The sequence below is a fragment of the Streptomyces corynorhini genome (assembly GCF_003346515.1).
Classification (GTDB): domain Bacteria; phylum Actinomycetota; class Actinomycetes; order Streptomycetales; family Streptomycetaceae; genus Streptomyces; species Streptomyces corynorhini.
In genome coordinates, this window is sequence record NZ_QQNA01000103.1 from 12067 (window position 1) to 30235 (window position 18169).

At 72.7% G+C, this 18169-nt stretch carries 16 protein-coding genes and 1 pseudogene; 8 read left to right on the forward strand and 9 right to left on the reverse strand.

Translation table 11 applies throughout. From position 1 onward, the window contains the following. Positions 1-121 precede the first annotated feature (121 nt). Both DVH02_RS14580 and DVH02_RS37115 read right to left on the reverse strand, forming a co-directional pair. On the reverse strand, positions 122-1309 hold the full coding sequence (locus DVH02_RS14580) for a S1 family peptidase (RefSeq protein WP_114624238.1): 1188 nt from the start codon (positions 1307-1309) through the stop codon (positions 122-124). Between the two features lie 343 nt (positions 1310-1652). Continuing rightward, on the reverse strand, positions 1653-1730 hold the full coding sequence (locus DVH02_RS37115) for a 50S ribosomal protein bL37 (RefSeq protein WP_370443954.1): 78 nt from the start codon (positions 1728-1730) through the stop codon (positions 1653-1655). A gap of 227 nt (positions 1731-1957) precedes the next feature. Here DVH02_RS37115 and DVH02_RS14585 point away from each other — a divergent pair, with 227 nt between their 5' ends. From DVH02_RS14585 to DVH02_RS14595, 3 genes are all read left to right on the forward strand, one after another. Continuing rightward, positions 1958-2206, forward strand: a complete 249-nt coding sequence (locus DVH02_RS14585; RefSeq protein WP_114624239.1) for a hypothetical protein — start codon at positions 1958-1960, stop codon at positions 2204-2206. Next, positions 2196-3671 carry a DUF6056 family protein gene (locus DVH02_RS14590; protein WP_114624240.1) on the forward strand — a complete coding sequence of 492 codons (1476 nt, stop codon included), beginning with the start codon at positions 2196-2198 and terminating at the stop codon, positions 3669-3671. The genes DVH02_RS14585 and DVH02_RS14590 overlap by 11 nt, the downstream gene beginning before the upstream one ends. Before the next feature lie 106 nt (positions 3672-3777). After that, the gene (locus tag DVH02_RS14595) at positions 3778-5220 is read left to right on the forward strand and encodes a GntP family permease (RefSeq protein ID WP_114624241.1); all 1443 of its coding nucleotides are present in this window, start codon (positions 3778-3780) and stop codon (positions 5218-5220) included. A gap of 13 nt (positions 5221-5233) precedes the next feature. On the opposite strand, the gene DVH02_RS14600 is transcribed toward DVH02_RS14595, so the two are convergent. Continuing rightward, positions 5234-6238: a Bug family tripartite tricarboxylate transporter substrate binding protein gene (locus DVH02_RS14600; protein ID WP_114624242.1), complete on the reverse strand. Its 1005-nt coding sequence runs from the start codon at positions 6236-6238 to the stop codon at positions 5234-5236. Between the two features lie 93 nt (positions 6239-6331). Here DVH02_RS14600 and DVH02_RS14605 point away from each other — a divergent pair, with 93 nt between their 5' ends. From DVH02_RS14605 to DVH02_RS14620, 4 genes are all read left to right on the forward strand, one after another. Continuing rightward, on the forward strand, positions 6332-8077 hold the full coding sequence (locus tag DVH02_RS14605) for a sensor histidine kinase (RefSeq protein ID WP_114624287.1): 1746 nt from the start codon (positions 6332-6334) through the stop codon (positions 8075-8077). A gap of 29 nt (positions 8078-8106) precedes the next feature. Beyond that, complete coding sequence (locus DVH02_RS14610) at positions 8107-8757, forward strand: response regulator (RefSeq protein ID WP_233518229.1); 651 nt, start codon at positions 8107-8109, stop codon at positions 8755-8757. A gap of 295 nt (positions 8758-9052) precedes the next feature. Next, positions 9053-9802: a TetR/AcrR family transcriptional regulator gene (locus tag DVH02_RS14615; RefSeq protein ID WP_114624243.1), complete on the forward strand. Its 750-nt coding sequence runs from the start codon at positions 9053-9055 to the stop codon at positions 9800-9802. Then, on the forward strand, positions 9799-10929 hold the full coding sequence (locus DVH02_RS14620) for an FAD-dependent oxidoreductase (protein WP_114624244.1): 1131 nt from the start codon (positions 9799-9801) through the stop codon (positions 10927-10929). The genes DVH02_RS14615 and DVH02_RS14620 overlap by 4 nt, the downstream gene beginning before the upstream one ends. 5 nt (positions 10930-10934) lie before the next feature. Here the strand turns inward: DVH02_RS14620 and aztD are convergent, their stop codons facing one another. From aztD to aztB, 4 genes are read right to left on the reverse strand one after another with little or no spacing between them, the layout of a single operon-like run. Continuing rightward, complete coding sequence (gene aztD / locus DVH02_RS14625; protein ID WP_114624245.1) at positions 10935-12119, reverse strand: zinc metallochaperone AztD; 1185 nt, start codon at positions 12117-12119, stop codon at positions 10935-10937. A 47-nt stretch (positions 12120-12166) separates the two neighbouring features. Beyond that, complete coding sequence (gene aztC, locus DVH02_RS14630) at positions 12167-13123, reverse strand: zinc ABC transporter substrate-binding protein AztC (protein ID WP_114624246.1); 957 nt, start codon at positions 13121-13123, stop codon at positions 12167-12169. Next, positions 13120-14367 (reverse strand): hypothetical protein, encoded by a 1248-nt coding sequence (locus DVH02_RS14635; protein ID WP_114624247.1) that lies wholly within the window; start codon positions 14365-14367, stop codon positions 13120-13122. Before DVH02_RS14635 ends, aztC begins: the two co-directional genes overlap by 4 nt. After that, positions 14364-15245 carry a zinc ABC transporter permease AztB gene (gene aztB / locus DVH02_RS14640; RefSeq protein ID WP_114624248.1) on the reverse strand — a complete coding sequence of 294 codons (882 nt, stop codon included), beginning with the start codon at positions 15243-15245 and terminating at the stop codon, positions 14364-14366. The genes DVH02_RS14635 and aztB overlap by 4 nt, the downstream gene beginning before the upstream one ends. 61 nt (positions 15246-15306) lie before the next feature. On the opposite strand from aztB, the gene aztA reads away from it, so the two are divergent. Further along, positions 15307-16011: a zinc ABC transporter ATP-binding protein AztA gene (aztA, locus tag DVH02_RS14645; RefSeq protein WP_114624249.1), complete on the forward strand. Its 705-nt coding sequence runs from the start codon at positions 15307-15309 to the stop codon at positions 16009-16011. Positions 16012-16035: 24 nt separating this feature from the next. Here aztA and DVH02_RS14650 read toward each other — a convergent pair. Both DVH02_RS14650 and DVH02_RS14655 read right to left on the reverse strand, forming a co-directional pair. Then, positions 16036-16482 (reverse strand): annotated as a pseudogene (locus tag DVH02_RS14650) (DUF6390 family protein); the annotation flags it as partial. A gap of 28 nt (positions 16483-16510) precedes the next feature. Further along, positions 16511-18019, reverse strand: coding sequence for a PIG-L family deacetylase (locus tag DVH02_RS14655; RefSeq protein WP_114624251.1), 1509 nt, complete (start codon positions 18017-18019; stop codon positions 16511-16513). Between the last annotated feature and the right edge of the window lie 150 nt (positions 18020-18169).

An 18169-nucleotide genomic window follows, 5' to 3' on the forward strand; every position in this document is an offset into this window, starting at 1 on the left:
CCCTCCGGGGCCGCCGGAGGTGGCCGGATGGGGCCGGTTCCGGCGAGGAGGTTCGGTCGAAGGACGGGGGCCACTCACCGTATCCGATGAGTGGCCCCCGTCATCCGGTGGGGGGAGGGGATCAGTTGGTGTTCAGCGTGAGCCGGTAGTGCGAGAGGGCGTCGTCCAGCGGCTGGAAGTAGGACGAGCCGGGCGAGTTCACACTGCCCGAGCACCGCTGCGCGGACGGGCCGCCCGAGGTCATGCCCTGGGCCTGGTTGCCGGAGATGTAGGCGCCGCCGCTGTCACCGCCCTCGGTGCAGACCGAGGAGCTGCCCAGCCCGGTGACGACGGTGTCGGGGCCGCCACTGGCGTCGGAGTAGGTGACCGTCACGTTGTAGGAGTTGACCTTGCCGCAGGTCCAGAAGGTCGTACGGCCCGACTTGCACAGGTCGGCGCCTGCCGCGGCCCGCGTGCTGCCCTGGACGGCGACGGTACCGGCGCTGCCGTACGTCCCGACCTGGGTGGCGAGGGAGCTGCCCGAGTCGACGGCGGCGATGCCCATGTCGACGCTGTTGCTGCCGACAGCGAAGCGGGAGTCGGTTCCCTGCGCGAAGCGCGTGCCCTTGTAGGACAGGACGGGCAGGTCCTCGATGCAGTGGCCCGCCGTGACGAGGTACTGCTTGCCGGACGAGTCCTGGGCGCCGTAACCGACCGAGCAGACATAGCCGTTGAACGACATCTCGTCTCCCGGGCTGACCACGGCCTGGGTGCTGAGCTGCTGCTGGTTCTCCACCACACGGACGGCGTCGCCGTGCGCGCGGGCCGCCTTGAGGAAGGACTTCGCCGCCGCGCCCGTGGCGTTGTCGACCTCGACGGTGACCGTGTCGGAGGCGAGATCCACCGACCAGGCGGTGACACCGGCCGGAGCCTGCCGGAGCGCCTTGGCGTCCAGCTCGGCCTTGATCCGGTCGAGCGCGCTCTGACCGTGGCCGGCCGCGCGGGGGGTCAGTCCGGCCTCCTCGATACGCCGCTCGGCCTGGGCGCCGGTCGTGTTGACGACGAGCGTGCCCGCCTTGTCGAAGAAGGCGCCGTCCGTCGGCACGCCGCTCTTGTCCAGCGCGGCCAGTCTGTCCTGCTGTGTCGCCTGGCGGTCGAGCCGCGCGGTGGCCGCCTGCTCGCTGACCCCGAGGGTGGTGGCCAGCGCCTCGACCATCGCCGGGTCGTAGCGGTCGGCGGACTGTCCGGCGGCCTGGGCGCCGGAGGCGGCGGTGACGGCGAGAAGCGCGCCGACCGCCGTCGCTGCGAGAATGTTCCGCGATATTCGCACGGTATTCCTTCCGTTCACAGAGCGGGCGGCCGTGCATGGGGGGAGTGCGAAGGCCCGGACAAGCCGATCGCACAGTGTGGCCGCCGTCTGGCGGCGCCGGTTTCCCGGGCGCCGCACCGGAACTCTGACGCATTTTCATTGGCCGGTTCAAGAGCCTCCGTTGCTAAACATTCAACAGAGTTACCACTCGCTGTTGAAAATCCGCGAGGAATTCTCTGGAAAGTCATTTCATGCACGGAGATCGAGCGATTGGTTCCATGTGGCCGGGAACGTCCGGTTGCCGGGCACGACCGCGCCCCCTTCCCTGGTGCGGAAGGGGGCGCGGTCGGCTCGGCCGTTCTGTTCAGGACTGGGGGCGGCTGCCGTGGTTGGCGCCGTTCTTACGACGAGCCTTCTTCTTACGGCGACGCTTCGATGACATGCCGTCTCCTTTCCGATGATGCCATGTGCTCTTACATCGGACGCCGGGCGCTCGCGGCACCCCGCGTCCGGTCAACACCGTACCCGGTCGCGCCGCCGCTCCGGCGTTCCTCCGTATGCGCGGGAAGGGGATCTTTCATCCTTGTGCCGCGTCCGGCGGGACCGGCCCCCCGGCCCGGACACCGCCATGATGGGCGAACAGGGCGGAAGCGGGCAGAGGGGAACAGGATGACGGCCCTTCAGCTGTCGGTCGTCGTGCCGTGTTTCGGCCGGCTGCGGCCGCTCGGCACGGGCCGTACCCGCCGCCGTGTCCCGCGCGGGCCCCGGCGGCCCGTCCCCGCCCGTACCATGCGGCAGTTCGCCTTCTTCGTGACGGTCGGACTCGTCAACACGGCCGTCTATCTGGCCGCCCGCTGGGCCATCACCTCCGGCGCGACGCGTGCCGCGGCGCCGGCGGACGAGTCCGATGCCGCCTGAGCGGCGGACCGGCCACCGGACGGCCCGCTGGCCACCGGCGCTGGCGCTGGCGCCGCTCGGACTGCTGGGCGCGGCGGTGTGGTTCGGACGCTGGGTGCGCCCCGGCGCCGACGACTGGTGTTTCCTGCCCGTGGTGCGCGACGACGGCGTCTCCGCACTGGTGGGCAAGTTCTACCTCGCGGACAACGGACGCGTCGCCAACGGCGTGCTGACCGGTCTGTACGCCGGGTTCGGCGTCGCAGGGCACCAGTGGTACGCGCTGATCAGCACCGTACTCGTCCTGGGCGTCCTGTGGGCCGTGACCGTCTCGGCGCTCGGCCGGGCCCGGCTGACGGCGCCGCGCGGCGTGCCGCTGCTCGTGGCCGCCATGGTCACCGCGGTGTTCCTCCTCGCCACACCCAACACGTACAAGGCGTTCTACTGGCCCGCCTCGTCCGTCTCGCACACCGTCGCGCCCGTGCTCGCCTGCGCGGCGGCGATCCCCTTGCTGCGGGCCCGCTCGCGCGGAGCCCGGAAGGCCGCCGTGGCCACGGTGTTCGTCGCGGGGGCCGTGCTGGGGACGCTCTCCGAGGGCGTCTCGGTCGTCGTCCTCGTGACCCTCGCCTCCGCCCTCGTGGCGGGCCACCGGATCCTGACCGGGCGCCGTAGGACCGCGCTGCGGATCTGGTGCGCCGCGGGCGTCCTCGGCACCGCGCTGGGCACCCTCGTGCTCGTCCTGTCCCCCGGCTCGCGCGCCCGCCGCGAGAGCCACGGGGTGCGGGGCGTGTCCCTCCTCGCGCCGGACTCCCTGGCCGGATCGCTCCGGGCCTTCGCGCACATCCTCGCCACCGTGCTGACCAGCTGGCCGTACCTGGGCGCGGTCGCGGCCGGTCTGCTGCTCGGGCTGCTCGTGACAGGAACCGACGGCCGTCCGCGCAACGTACCGCCGCACCCGGCCACGCTGTTCGGGACCGGCGTCGTCGCGCTGCTGCTCTCCGGCTGGCTCTGCACGCTCCTCGCGTACCCCGTCTTCGGCGCGGGGGTGGCGAAGGTCAGCCGGACCTGGAACGACTTCCTCCTGCTGTACCTCGCGCTGCTCGTCGGCGCGGGCGCCCTGCTGGGCGGTGCGCTGCGCGCACGGCGGCGTACCGGGGCGGCGGGCGGCGTCCTGGCGTGCGCGGCGGTGTGCCTGGCGCTCGCCCTCCCGCTGGTACGCCTGGAGGACACCATGCGGGCACGGGCCCTCGCGTGGGACCACCAGGACCGGCGGCTGCGGTCAGGGGCCGCGCTCGGCGCCCACGTCCTGCCGTACCGCCCGCTGCCGATCAGCGGGATGCGGGAGCCGTTCGCCGACCACGGCCGCAAGGTCTGGCCGGCGAAGTGCGTCGCGCGCTACTACCGCATCGACCGGATCACCGACGCGGACCGGGCCCTTCCACCGCCGCGAACACAACGATCAATAAGAGCGCTACCTGCGCAAGAGTGACGCGGCTCACCGCCTTCGGCAGAGTCGGTGCGGGCGCGGGGCCGGTCGATCGGCGAACGTCCCTTCGCGCATCACCGACTTCCGTGGGAAGGCGACACCACCGAGCATGAAGACCGAAGAAGTGCAGTCGACCCTGGGCACACTGCCGCTGCTGCTGATAGCGGGGGCGGCGGTCCTGGCCCTGTTGTTCCTCATCATCAGAGTGAAGATCCATCCGCTGATCGTGCTGCCGCTGGTCAGTCTGGGGACCGCGTTCGCCGCCCGCGTGCCGACGGACGAGATCGTGGACGTCCTGATCGACGGGTTCGGCGGCACCCTGGGCGAGGTCGCCCTCCTGGTCGGATTCGGCGTGATGTTCGCCCGGATCGTCGAGATCAGCGGCGGCGCCCAGGCCCTGTCCGACACCATGATCCGGCTGTTCGGCGAGAAACGGGCGCCCCTGGCACTGGGGGTGGCGTCGCTGCTGTTCGGATTCCCCATCTTCTTCGACGCGGCGCTGATGGTCATGCTGCCCATCGTCTTCGCCGTGGCCCGTCGGCTCGGCGGCGGTGTGCTGCGCTACGCGCTGCCCGCCGCGGCGGCGCTGTCGACGATGCACATCTTCCTGCCGCCGCACCCGGGGGCGGTGGCGGCCACGGTCTTCCTCGGCGCCGACGTCGGCCTCGTGGTACTGCTGGGCGTACTCATAGCCGGACCCACCTGGTACATATCCGGCTACCTGTACGGCATCTGGATCGGCGGCCGGATCGTCCTGCCCGTGCCCGAACTCCTCACCGGAGGACCGCGCAAGGAGACCGCGGGCGGCTCAGGCGACGGATCCGGCGGCGACCCCGGGGGCGACCCCGGCGGCGACATCGCCCCGCCGAAGGCGTCGACGGTGCTGCTCCTGCTGCTGCTCCCGCTCGGGCTGATCTTCCTCAACACCGGCCTGCGCACGGCGGTGGACACCGGAGCGCTGGCGAAGGACCTCGCGTGGGCCGACGTCCTGCGCGTGCTGGGCAGTACCCCGGTCGCCCTGCTGATCACCGTGATCACGGCGTCGTACGTGCTCGGCACCCGGCGCGGACGCAGCAGGGACTTCCTGGAGGACCTGTACGACAACGCCCTCAAGCCGATCGCCCCGGTCGTCCTCATCACCGGCGCGGGCGGCATGTTCGGCAGCGTGCTGGTGACCAGCGGCATCGGCGACGCGCTGGCGAACACCCTGCGCGACACCGGACTGCCGCTGATCGTCTCGACGTTCGTCGTCGCCGCGATCCTGCGCATCGCGCTGGGCACCGCCACCGTCGCCATCACCACCTCGGCCGGGCTGCTCAGCGCCTCGGTCCTCGCCGCCGGTCTCAACCCCGTACAGACGGCCGCGATGGTCCTCGCCCTGGCGGGCGGCTCGGCGGTCGTGCCGCACGTCAACGACGCCAGCTTCTGGCTCTTCGGCAAGCTGCTCGGGATGGACATCCCCACCACGTTCCGCACCTGGACGGTGATCAAGACGCTGATCGGCGTGGTCGGCTTCCTCTTCGCGTGGATCGTCTACGCCCTGGCCTCCTGAGCCGGGCACGGCCCTACGACATCAGTCCGAGCCGGGACAGGATCTCCGCGGTGGCCCTGTCCTGCTCGGTCAGATAGTCGGCGAAGCGCTCGCCGGTCAGGAACGCGTCGCTCCAGCCGTGTCTGGCCAGCTCCGCCCGCCAGCGCGCCGAGCGGCGCATCCGGTCCAGCGCCTCGGTCCAGCGCGCGCGCTCGCGGGCGCCGATCCCCGGCGGGGCCACGATCCCCCGCCAGTTGGCGAAGACCAGATCGATGCCGGACGCCTTCAACGTGGGCACGTCCCTAAGCACACCGACCGGTTCCGTGCTGGTGACCGCGAGGACCCGCAGCTGACCCGCCGCGACCTGGTCGAGGAACTCCCCGTACCCACTGGCGCCGAACGTCACCCGGCCGTCCATGACGGCCGTCAGCAGCTCACCGCCGCCCTCGTACGCGTGGTAGTCGACCACCCCGGGATCGAGGCCGACGGCCTTGGCGAGCCGCATGGGCAGCAGATGGTCCGGGCCGCCGGGGGACGAACCACCGCCGACGCTCACCTTCCCCGGCTCCGCCCGCCACGCCGCCACCAGCTCGCCGATCGAGGTGTACGGGGAATCGCGGGCCACGACGATCGCACCCGCCTCCTCGATCAGCCGGGCGATCGGCGTGGTCTGCGCCAGGGTCACCCGCGACCCCGACACATAGGACGCCCCCACGACCCCGAGCCCCATCTGCATGGCCAGCTCGCCGTTGCCCCGCTCGTCGACCAGGCGCTGAAGACCGACGGTGCCACCGGCGCCCGGCAGGTTGAACACCTGCACACCGGGCGCGATGCCGGTCTCCTCCATCACCCGCGCCACCGTCCGCGCGGTGCTGTCGTACCCGCCGCCCGGCGCGTTGGGCGCCATGATCCGCGCCTCGGCCGCCCAGCCCCCGCCGCCGCCCGGCCGGTCCCACGGGCCGCCCACGCAGCCACCGAGCGTGAGGACCGGCCCGATGACCAGCACACCGAGCAACGCGGTGATCCGAACCGTCACCATCCGCCCCTTTCGTTTCCGTGCACCCGACGCCATGATGGTCCGACGCGGTGGGCGTCGCCGTGTCCCGTGTGGTCAGAGAAGATTGAGTTCATCGTGTGCGCGAGATTCCGCCGGCCGACACTGGCGGGTGAGCTGCTCGTCCTCCAACTCGCCATCATCGTGGTGGTCGTGGCGGCCGTCGGCGCGGTCTCGCTGGCACAGTCCGCCGCCACCTTCGACCGGGTCGAGGGCCGCCGGGTGACGGCGCTCGCCGAGCAGCTGGCCTGGAACCCGCTGGTGCGCGGCAGACTCGGGAAGCCAGGACCGGGCGAGGTGCTCGCCCCGCTGGTGCACAGTACACAGGCCCAGTCCGGAGTGACATCGGTCAGCGTCGCGGACGCCGAGGGACGGACCGTCGCCTCCACCGACCCCACCCTGGTCGGCACCCCGCTGCCGCTCGGGGACAGCGCCGTCGCCGCGGGGCGCGGCTGGTCCGGCCATATCCGGATCGACGGCGCCCACGAACTGGCCGCCCGCGCACCGGTCCTCGGCGACACCTCGGCCGACCGGGGCCGGCACCTGGGCACGGTGATGATCGGGGTGGCCGCGCCGACGGTGTGGCAGCGGCTGGCCGGAGCCTCCTCGTACCTCGTCCTGTATCTGGGCATCGCCGTCGGCCTCGGTGTCCTCGGGTCGTGGCTGCTGGCCCGGCGCATCAAACGTCAGACGCTCGGCATGGAGCCGCGCGAGATCACCGGCCTCGCCGAGCACCGGGAGGCCATGCTCCACGGCATCGCCGAAGGGGTGATCGCGCTCGATCCGGCGCTGCGCGTCACACTGGTGAACGACATGGGGCGGCGGCTGCTGGAGCTGCCCGAGCGCTGCGTCGGCATGAGCCTGACCGAGCTGGGCATCGAGGACCGCCTCTACGACGTGCTGGCCGGCAAGCGGGGCGACCCGGGCGCCGATCCCCGGGACGCGAGCGACGAGATCGCCATCCGCGGCGGCCGGGTGCTGGTGATGAACCGGATGACCGTCGTCAAGGACGGCCGCTCCCTCGGCTCGGTGACCACCCTGCGGGACCGCACCGAACTGGCCAGGCTCGAACGCGAACTGGGCTCCTTCCGCTCCACCACGGAGCTGCTGCGCGCGCAGGCCCACGAGTTCGCCAATCAGCTGCACATCATCTCCGGGCTGACGCAGATGGACGAGCCGGACGAGGTGTTGCGCTACATCCGGGTGCTGAGCGGCCACCGCAAGTCGCTGGACCTCCAGGTGACCAGCCGGATCGCCGACACCGCCGTCGCGGCCCTGGTGATGGCCAAGTCGTCACTGGCCGCCGAGCGCAAGGTGCGGCTGCGGCTCTCGGAACGCACGGCGCTGCCGAGGCTGGCGGCCGCCGACTCCGCCGACGTGGCGACGGTGACCGGCAACCTCGTGGACAACGCCATCGACGCCGCCGCCGGGGCCGGACCCGGCGCGGCCGGGGGAGGGGACGAGGCGTGGGTGGAGGTCGAGCTGTGCCACGACGCCTCCGGCGTGGAGATCGTGGTACGGGACTCGGGGCCGGGGGTGGCGCCCGCGCTGGCGCACGAGGTCTTCGCCCGGGGATTCACCACCAAGGCGGCCCGGGGCGGCGAACGCGGCATCGGCCTGGCGCTGACCCGACTGGTCTGTACCCGCAGGGGCGGTGAGGTCGCGGTCGCCAACACCGCCGACGGCGCCGTGTTCACCGCGCACATGCCGGTGGGGCGCCCCGACCAGGAGACGGCGCAGACGGCGCGGACGGCGGAGACCTCGAAAACGGCGGAGACCTCGAAAACGGCGGAGACGGCGCAGGCAGTGTGGACGGTCCGGTGATCGACGTACTCGTGGTCGACGACGACTTCATGGTCTCGCGCATCAACAGAGGCTTCGTCGACCGGTGCGCGGGCTTCCGCGTCATCGGCGAGGCGAACTCCGGGGAACAGGCGCTCGCCCGGGTCGCGGAACTCGCCCCGGACCTGGTGCTGCTCGACCTGTATCTGCCCGACGTCTTCGGGCTCGACGTCATCAGCCGCCTCCGGGCGACCGGACACGCCTGCGACATCCTGGTGGTCAGCGCGGCGCGCGAGCTGGACGCGGTGCGCGGGGCCGTGCGCCACGGGGTCGTCAACTACCTGCTGAAACCCTTCGACTTCGACGACCTGCGGGTCCGGCTCGAACAGTACGCCGCGCGCCGCACGAGCCTGGACAACGCCGTCATCGGCGACCAGACCGATGTGGACCGGCTGCTGACCAGCGCGGGTACGGCGGTCCCGGCCGCCGCACCCGTCGTACCCAAGGGGATGAGCCCCGAGACGGCGGAGCTGGTCACCCGCGCCCTGCGCGCCGCCGAGGGGACCCTGTCCGCCAGCGAGTGCGCCGTCCTCGTCGGGATCTCCCGGGTCAGCGCGCGCCGCTATCTGGAGCACCTCACCGTCACCGGCAGCGTGGACGTCTCCCTGCGGTACGGCGTGGCCGGCCGCCCGGAGCGCCGCTACCGATGGCTGCCGGTCTAGGGTCTTTCGTTTGGATCGTGCCGGGCTCGCGGGCCCTGGTGCCGCGTCTCGCCGCGTTGTCGTCGGTCATCCCCAAGGTCTCGGCTTCGCTCGACCAGGGGAGACCCCATCCGCTCCGCGTGGGCTCCCTCCTGCGCCTCGCGGTCCACGGCACCAGACCCCGCTCGCTCATCCGGCCTGATCCAAACGAAAGCCCCCAGCCCTGTCTGCAACGAACGAAGCCCCGGCCGGGCGCTCCGACGAACGCGTTCGTCACGTACTTGTTCTTCACGAACATGTTCGCTACCGTGTCGGTATGGATCCACGTACCGCACCGCGCAGCCGCCGGGAGCGCCCCGCCAAACCGGCCCTGAGCCGCGCCGTGATCGTGGCCGCCGCCATGGAGATCACCCGGGCCGAGGGCCTGCCGAAGGTCACCATGCGCCGCCTGGCGCGTGCACTGGACACCGGCCCGGCCTCGCTCTACGTCTACGTCGCCAACACCGCCGCCCTGCACGCGGCGATCCTCGACGAGTTCCTGGGCACGGTCGAGGCACCGGCCGAGGGGGAGTGGCACGAGCGGCTGGAAGGGCTGCTCGGCGCGTACACCGCCGTCCTCCTCGCTCACCCGGGACTGGCCGCGTCCGCGCTGGTGGCACGCCCCGGCGGGCCGCGCTACCTGGCCCTGCTCGAAACGCTGTTGCGGCTGCTGGACGAGGGCGGGGTGTCCGGCGGGCGGGCCGCGTGGGGCGTCGACGCGCTGCTGCTGCACGCCACCGCGACGGCCGCCGAGCACGCGGGCCGGGACGGCGCCGAAGCCGACGCCGACCAGGACGACTGGGACGCCCTGACCCGCGCCGTCGGCGCGGTGGACGGGCGTACCCACCCGCGCATCGCGGCCCTCGGCTCCGCCCTGATGTCCGGTACGCCCCACGAGCGGCTGGCCTGGGGCTTCCGCACGCTGATCAACGGCATCGCCCACACCCCCGTCCCCATCGAACCTGTCCCCACCGAACCTGTCCCCACCGAACCCGTCCCCACCGAAACGCCAGGAGCGGCATCATGAGTACGCACCATCGCATCGCCGTCGTGGGCGCCGGTCTCGGCGGCCTGACACTGGCCCGGGTCCTGCGCGTCCACGGCATCGAAGCGGCCGTCTACGACCAGGAGACCTCCCGGGACGTCCGCCATCAGGGCGGCATGCTCGACATCCACGAGGAATCCGGCCAGGCGGCCCTGAGCGCCGCCGGGCTCCTGGCGGACTTCCGCCCGCTGGTGCTGCCCGGCGGCGAGGCCACACGGGTCCTCGACCGGAACGCCGAGGTCCGCATGGCCCGGGACGACGACGGCACGGGCGGGCGGCCCGAGGTCGAGCGCGGGCGGCTGCGCGACCTGCTGCTCGACTCGCTGCCCGAAGGCACCGTCCGCTGGGGGGCCAAGGCCACCGCGGTCCGTACCCTCGACGACGGCCGCCACGAGGTGACCCTCGCCGACGGCAGTGTGTTCACCGCCGACCTGCTGGTCGGGGCGGACGGCGCCTGGTCCCGGGTGCGCCCGCTGCTCTCCGGCGCGCTCCCCGCGTACACCGGCTTCTCCATGGTCGAGGTGAACCTCCGCGACGCGGACGCCCGCCACCCCGTCAGCGCCTCGGTCGTCGGCGCCGGCACGCTCTTCGCGCTCGGCGCCGAGCGGGGCCTCCTCGCGCACCGCGAGTCCGACGGCGGGCTGCACGTCTACGCCACGTTCAAGGTCCCGGAGAACTGGGTCTCCACCCTCGACTTCACCGACACCGCGACCGCCAAGGAGGCCGTGCTCGCGCGCTTCCCGGACTGGCACCCGAGCCTGCGGGCGCTGGTCGCCGACGCCGACGGCGCGCTCGTCCCGAGGCCGGTCCACGCCCTGCCCGTCGGCCACCGCTGGGAGCGCGTCCCCGGGGTGACGCTGCTGGGCGACGCCGCCCATCTGATGTCCCCCTTCGCCGGGGAGGGCGCCAACCTCGCGATGATCGACGGGGCCGGTCTCGGGCTGGCGCTGGCCGCCCACCCCGGCGACACCGAGGGCGCGCTGGCGGCGTACGAGCGGGTGATGTTCGCGCGCTCCGAGGCCGCTGCCGCCGAGTCCGCGGCCGGTCTCACCCTCTGCTTCGCCGCCGACGCGCCCCGGGGCCTGCTGGAGATGTTCGCGTCGGTGTGAGCGCGTCAGTGCGCCTTCACGCCGCTCACCTCGTTGACGGCCTTCGGCAGGGTCACCGCGGCCGACCGCTCACCGGAGGCGAGATCGATCGCGAACAGCTTCTTGTGCGCGGGATCCGACACGTACGCGGTGGTGTCCCGTACGAACAGCGCGGGGCGCGGCTGCTGCCAGTCCAGCGGTTCCTGCCACGCGCCGAGGACGGGGATCCTCTTGGTGACCTTGCCCGTCGTGGGGTCGATGACATGGATCCGGCCGTCGGTCCCGAGGACGAGCGCCTCGCCGTGCGGGCCGCGGGCGAGCGAGCGGAACGTGTAGCTGGTGCCGAGGCCGACCAGCCGCAGCTTGCCCGTGACCGTGTCGATCAACGACACCTGCTCCGGGCGTTCCAGCTCCGCGTCCTTGTCCTTCTTGTAGTCGCCCAGCACGACCGGCGACGCGTCGGATCCGGCCTGGTTGCCGATCCTGCCGTACGCGTCGGGGCTCTTGACCTTCGTGATGGCACCGTCGCGGTAGATCAGCACCCCGTTCTCGCAGCCGATGACCACCGCTTCGTCGCGCGCGGTGGCCTCGCCGTGCACACCGGGGCACTCCTCGCTGCGGGTGATCTCCGCGCGCTTCTTGTCCAGGACGGTGATACCGACCCGCTTCTCCTCGGTGCCGAGCGTGGTCACCAACTCCCCGTCGGCCAGCTGGATGGCCACGCCGTGGTGGGCGGAGGCGGAGGTGTATGTCTCGGTCGCGGGCTCGGTGTCGCCGAGGTCCTTCGGATCGAAGACGGTGACCTCGCCGGTCCCGTCGGCGAAGAGCACCGTACGGCCGGCGTGGCGGACGACGTGGCCCGGCTTGGCGCCCTTGAACTCGACGTCCGTCAGCCGCCCGCCCACCGCGTCCATCACACGGAAGCCCGTGGCGGTGGAGACCATCACATGGCGGTCGTCGCCCGCCGGGTTGACCCGGTTGAACCCGGACAGCGGTATGTCCTCGGCGAGCTTCAGCGTCGTTCCGTCCAGGACGTACAGCCCGCCGTCGTACGTGGTGACGACCGGGTCGGCGACCGGCCGCGCCGTCGGGCCCGTCGCGCGGCCCGCCTTGGTGGCCGCAGGCTCCGAGGCCGTGCCGCCGCACGCGGTCAGCGCCGTGGAGCCCGCCAGCAGCAGGGCGATCGCGGCCGTCGTTCTGGGGCGTGTCATTTTCTTCCTCATGTGTTTCCTTCTTCCTTCGGGTTGCTGTCGCGGTGTCATCCGGTGCTGAGACCCGCGGTGATCGCCGCGGTGTTGGCGCGCATCATTTCCAGATAGGTGGCGGCTCCTTCGCCTTTCGCGGTGAGGGACTCGGAGAACAGCGGCACGATGTCCACGTCGATGCCGCTTTCACGTCTGAGTACCTGGGCCAGCCGGTCCGGCTGCGAGGCATCGGCGAAGACCGCGGTGACACCCGCCTTCTCGATGGCGTCGGCCAGAGATTTCAGATCCGACGCGCTCGGCGATGCCAGGGTGGTTCCGCTCGGGATGACGGCACCGACGATCCGGAAGCCGAAGCGCTGCGCCAGATAGCCGAAGACATGGTGATTGGTGACCAGTTGGCGCTTCCGGGGCGGTATCCGGCCGAACTCCTCCTCCATCCGGACGGTGAGTTCGCCGATCTTCGCGGAGTAGGCGTCCGCGTTCTTGCCGACGGCCGACGCGTCGACCCCCGGGACGTGCTCGACGACCTGTCCTGCGATGAGGTCCACGGCCTTGGCGACCCGTTCCGGATCGGTCCAGAAATGCGGGTCCAGGGCGTCGGCGCTCTCGCCCGGCCCGTACCCGAGCGGATCGACACCCTCGGCGACGGCCAGCGTGGCGACGCCCGCCGCCCGCGCCGCCTCCACCGGGCGCAGCACGTTCTCCTCCAGGCCCAGGCCGTTGTACACGACCAGGTCGGCCCGCTCCAAGGAGGCGGCCTGGGGCGCGGAGATGCCGAAGGAGTGCGGATCGGCGTGGGGCCGCATCAACACCGTCACCTCGGCCTCGTCACCGACGATGTTCCGGGTGATGTCACCGAGGATGTTGGTGGTGACCACCACCCGGGGGCGGCCGTGGCTCTCCCCGGCGCAGCCGCTGATGCCCAGGAGGAGCAGCAGACAGAGCAGCGGCGTCAGCCAGGGCCGGGCGGGCGCGGATCCGGGCGGCGCGGTTCGGCGCGGGTGCGTCATCGGCCCGTCTCCACCATGTGCGTGGGCGCGAAGCCGAGCGGGAAGGTACGGGCCTGCCGCAGGCGGTCGTTGTAGTCGATCTCGTAGACCTTGCGCGCCGCGGCGTCGTTGACGTACGCGCGGCTGGTGTCGATCTCGATGACGGCGGACGCGGCTCCCTTAGCAGAGAGCAGGCGCGTACGGGCCGTGCGTTCGCCGGTGGCGGTGTCGTACGCGCTCAGGACGCCGTCCTTGCCGAGCGCCAGCAGCGGAGCGCCCTCGCCCGCGGTGGTGGCGGCGACGACCGGGCCTGTCTCCACCCGGGTCCAGGCGCGCTCGGTGACGTCCAGGATCCACACGGCGTCACCGCCCGACGTGGCCGCCAGGGTGGTGCTGCCCGCGCGGTGGCGCAGTTCCCGCGCCCGCTCCGCGGTGGCGACCGGGGTGCCGTAGGGGATCTTCGCGGCGCTGAACGTGCCCTTCTCCTCGGTGACCAGGAGCGCGCCGTCCGCGCATCCGAAGACCACACCCCGGCGGGTCACGGCTTCCCCGGCGGCTCGCGCGCACGGCTCGGCGAGCGCCGCCACCTCGGCTCCGTCCCTGTCCAGGACCTGTACGGTGGCGTGTTCGGCGCCCGTCGAGGCGACCAGCAGGTGTTCCCGGTACGGGACGACCGCTCCCCGGCCCGTCCCGGTCAGCGCCCGGCCGGGTCCCGCCGTGCCGCTCTCCAGCTCCTCCCGGTCCAACAACAGGGTGCCGGTCCCTGAGGAGAGCGCGGTCAGAGCCGGATCGCCGTGCACCCGGTCGGGGACCGCCGCGTCGACCGTTCCGACGTCGCGGATCGCGGTCCGGTAGTAGTGCACGTGGTCGCCGTGGTCCACCGTCCAGGCGCCGCTGTCGAGTACCCGGGTGGCCCCGGCGGTGCCGAGGTAGCCGAATCTGCCGTCGGTGCGCAACCGCTGAACACCTTCGGCGCGCGTGAGCGGCGTGACCTTCCCTTCGATGAGGTCCAGCACCCCGACCGCGCCGCTGTCCGCGTCGGCCAGCACCAGCCGGGACTGCTGGTCCGAGGTCTCCTCGGCTCCCTCGACGTAACCGTGCGGCACGGGTGTTCCGCTCGACGGCGGCTTCGGGTCCCGCGGTGCGCCGCCGGAGCTGTCGCATCCGGTCAGCAGCGCGGAGCCGACGAGGAGGGCGCAGCACCACGCCGTCGCGGCGCGGGGCCTGTCACGTGCGCGGGGTGCGGTGGGCGGGTTCGGTGTCATGAGGGGTGTCCGTATTCCGGGTGCGGGTGGTCGGTGGCGGGTGCGGGCGGTGCGGAGCGCGCCAACCGGTCGCGCAGAGCGGCGGCCAGGGTGGAGAGCGCGAACTGAAGGAGCGCGGTGGCGGCGATGGTCGCCCCCGCCGCCGTGTGGAGGTGCCAGGAGAGCAGCAGGCCGAAGAAGGTCGCGCTCATCCCCAGACCCGCGGCGCCGGCCATGATCACCGGGATGCGGCGCGCCCACGGCAGCACGGCGGCCGGTGGGGCGATCAGCAGACCGAAGACCAGCAGGGTGCCCACGATGTGGAAGGAGGCGACGATCGCCAGCGTGAGCAGACACAGCAACGCCGTGTGCGCGAGCCGCGGCCGCAGCCCCAGGGTGTGCGCCTTGCGCTCGTCGAAGGCCAGCGCGACGAACGACCGGTGTCCCCGTACGGAGACCAGCAGCGCGGCGCACGCCGCGAGCCCGAGATGGGCCAGATCGGCCGGGCGTACGGCGAGCACCTCACCGAAGAGGAACCCGGTCAGGTCGACGGCGAACGACTGCGAGCGGGAGACGATGATCACGCCCAGCGACAGCATTCCCACGAACAGCAGCCCGATGCTGGTGTCCTGGGACAGCCGCGGCGTGCGGCCGACCACACCGACGCCCAGCGCCATGACCGCCGCGCTCACCGCCGCCCCCACCAGCAGGTCGACCCCGAGGAGCGAGGCCAGCGCGATTCCGGGCAGCATGCCGTGGGACATCGCGTCGCCGAAGAAGGCCATACCGCGCAGCACCACCCACGTGCCCGCCAGGGCGCAGATCAGCGACACGAGCATGCCGCTCCACAGGGCCCGTTGCACAAAGGCCACCTCGAAGGGGCCCGTCAGCCATTCCATGCCCCGGACCCTATAATGAAAATGATTATCAGTACAACGAGATGGATGGGGAGGCGGTCGCGTGAGCCGTCAACAGGTCGTGCTCCACGAGGTGTCGGCCGGCTATGCCAACCGTGCGGTGCTCCGGCGACTCACCCTGGAGATACCGGCGTTCACCACCACCGCCGTGGTCGGTCCGAACGGCTCGGGCAAGTCCACACTGCTGGGCGTGCTGGCCGGTGTGATCCCGGTGACCGGCGGAGCCGTGACCCACAGGACCGACCGCCGCCCGGCGTTCGTCGTGCAGCGGAGCAAGGCGGCCGACACACTGCCGCTCACCGTGCGCGAGGCCGTCGCCATGGGCCGATGGGGGCACCTGGGCTGGCGCAGGCGCCCCTCGCGCGACGACCGGGCGGTGGTCGACAGGTGCATGGACCGGCTGGGCGTCGCCGCCCTGGCCCGCAGGCAGCTGGGCGAACTCTCCGGCGGCCAGCGCCAACGCGTCCTGGTGGCCCAGGGGTTGGCGCAGGAGGCGGACCTGCTGCTGCTCGACGAACCCACCACCGGCATGGACGCGACGGCCCGGCGCCTGATCGCCGACGTGCTCGCCGAGGTCACCGCGGCCGGTGTCACGGTCGTCCAGGCGACCCACGACCCGGACACGGCCGCGGCGGCGGGCCATGTCCTGCTGCTCCGGGACGGTGCGGTGTGCGACGCGGGGACGCCGGAGACCGTGCTGGGCGAGCGGCCCGCCGAGCGGTTCCCGAGCCTGCCCCGGCAGGCGTGAGCGGCGGATGCCCGACGGACGACGTCAACGACGGGTCTCCCGCGCCGCGGACAGCACCGCCACTGCCCCGGCGGCGGCGCGGCCCGCCGTTCCGGGCGCGGCCGGCCCCTGGGCGCCGAGCTGGCGGGCCTCCGTCGATTCGACGCGCGCCGCCTGCGACCCCGTGATGACGTCGCACACCCAGTCCCAGTGCGGCGCCACCACATCGCCGGGCGAGAGACCGGGGATCAGCGACCGGCCGCCCCGCGACCAGCGCACGGACTCCTCGCACGGCGCTCCCGGCATCAGATGGGTACCCGTCCAGCACAGGGGCCGGGACACCACGGTGGCCGACTCGCCGTGCACCGAGCGGACCACTCCCGTACGGATCCGGCACCGGTCGAGGACCGAGAGCGCCGTCGGATGCGCCGAGTCCCGCAGCAGACCGGCCCACGGGTACACGTCGAAGACCTGGAAGCTGTGGTGCGCCGGCGCCCGGCCGGCCGCCTCGCCCGGCGGATCAGCCGCCGTCCGGCTCCGGGCGGCCCGGCTCGTGGCCGCTCCAGTAGAGCCCCGGCTGAATCTGCTCGTCGCAGCCGGTCAGGCCCAGCCGGGGATGCTGCTCCGTGCGCGCCTCCCAGCGCTCGGGCAGCGGACGGTCGTCCTGGTAGAGACACTTGTTCCCCTTGCCCGCGAGGCGCCACGCCTCCCGCTTCCAGGTGGCGCTCTTCCACGGCAGCCGCGTCCAGCGCTGCGCGGCGTGCGAGGCGGCGCAGCGGGCCAGGCCGACGCCCTCGGGCAGTTCGGTCAGGCAGTGGCGCGGGTGGAGCAGCGAGCGGATCGTGCCGTCGCTCCCGATGTCCCAGCGCTGCGCACGCGTTCCGTCGCAGCCGTTGATCCGGACGGCGCCGTCCTCGGCCCGCGCGGTCACCGCCTCCAGGCACTGTTCGGGGTTCCGGCCGCTGTACGCGGTGGTCCTTCCGGTGTCCGCCATGATCTCGCCCGGCCGGGGCGCGCGGTGTGTCTGCCGGTACTGCTGGTGGATCCACCTCGCGGAGTCGGCCGGGAGGCGCCCCCGGTACGTGCCCTCCTGAGCGCAGCGGCTCCGGTAGGGGCACTCGGCCCTGGCGATGTACCGCCTGGCCGCCGTCTCCTTGGGAGCCACCTGTGCGGCGGGGAGGTTGCCCCGCAGCGGCGACATCGTGTAGCCGAGGTAGGCGGTGACGGGGATCCCGGCGACGTACCCCGCCCGTCTGAAGTACCGCGCGCCGATGCCGTGGTCGCTGTGGTCGACCCGGCCGGTGAGTCCGTAGGCGAAGGACGCGTTGTCGTGGTCGAGCGTGAGGATCCGCTGGGCCCTGTCCCGGCGGGCGAGGCCCGCGAGGGTCCGCACGAGCTGTCCGCCGGTGAAGGTCTCCCCGCTCCGGAAGAGCGCGATGTGCTCGCGGACCCCCCGGAACAGCTTGAGCATGCTCTCCTCGGCCTGTCCCCGGGGAAGCCCGTCGTGCAGGCCCAGGAACAGCAGCCGGACGGCGGGCGCCGAGGGGCGGGCGAGGGTGAACGATCTGATGGCGCGGCCGTCGACCCGTACCCGGCCCTCCGTCCAGCGGTCGGGGGCACCGGCCAGCGCCGCGTACGCCGTGCGTACGCCCCGCTCCCTCTTCTCGACGTAGTCGAGGGCGACCCGGCGCGGCTTCTTCCCGTCGTCGCCTGCCGTCAGATACACGGTGGTGACCTGGCAGCCTGCCCGGATGGTCGCGCGGATCTCCGGCTCGACGAAGTAGAGGTCGTCGTCGGGGTGGGCGACGCCCACCAGGGTGCGCCGGCACTCCGCGGGCCGGGCGCTCGCCCGCGCGGCCCGGGGCGAGGCTGCCGCCACGCCCGCTTCAGCCGCGCGTGTCCCGGGGGCCGTGGTGTGCGGCTCACCCGATGAGCAGGACACCCCCGCGAGGGCGCACAGCGACAGCAGGCCGGCCACGAGCACCCGGTACCCCGGGCGGGTCTTCCCTCCGGTACGGCGGTGACTCATCGGCCCATCCCCTTCGCCCCGGCCCGGCGTCCGACGCACGGGGATGCCGTGAGGGCGCCGCCGGGCGGTCCGGTCCAGTCCACAGGCGGCCGGTCCGTTCCGCACGCGGCGGGGGCCAGGTGGGGGAGGGCCGAGGGGCCTCGCCCCTCC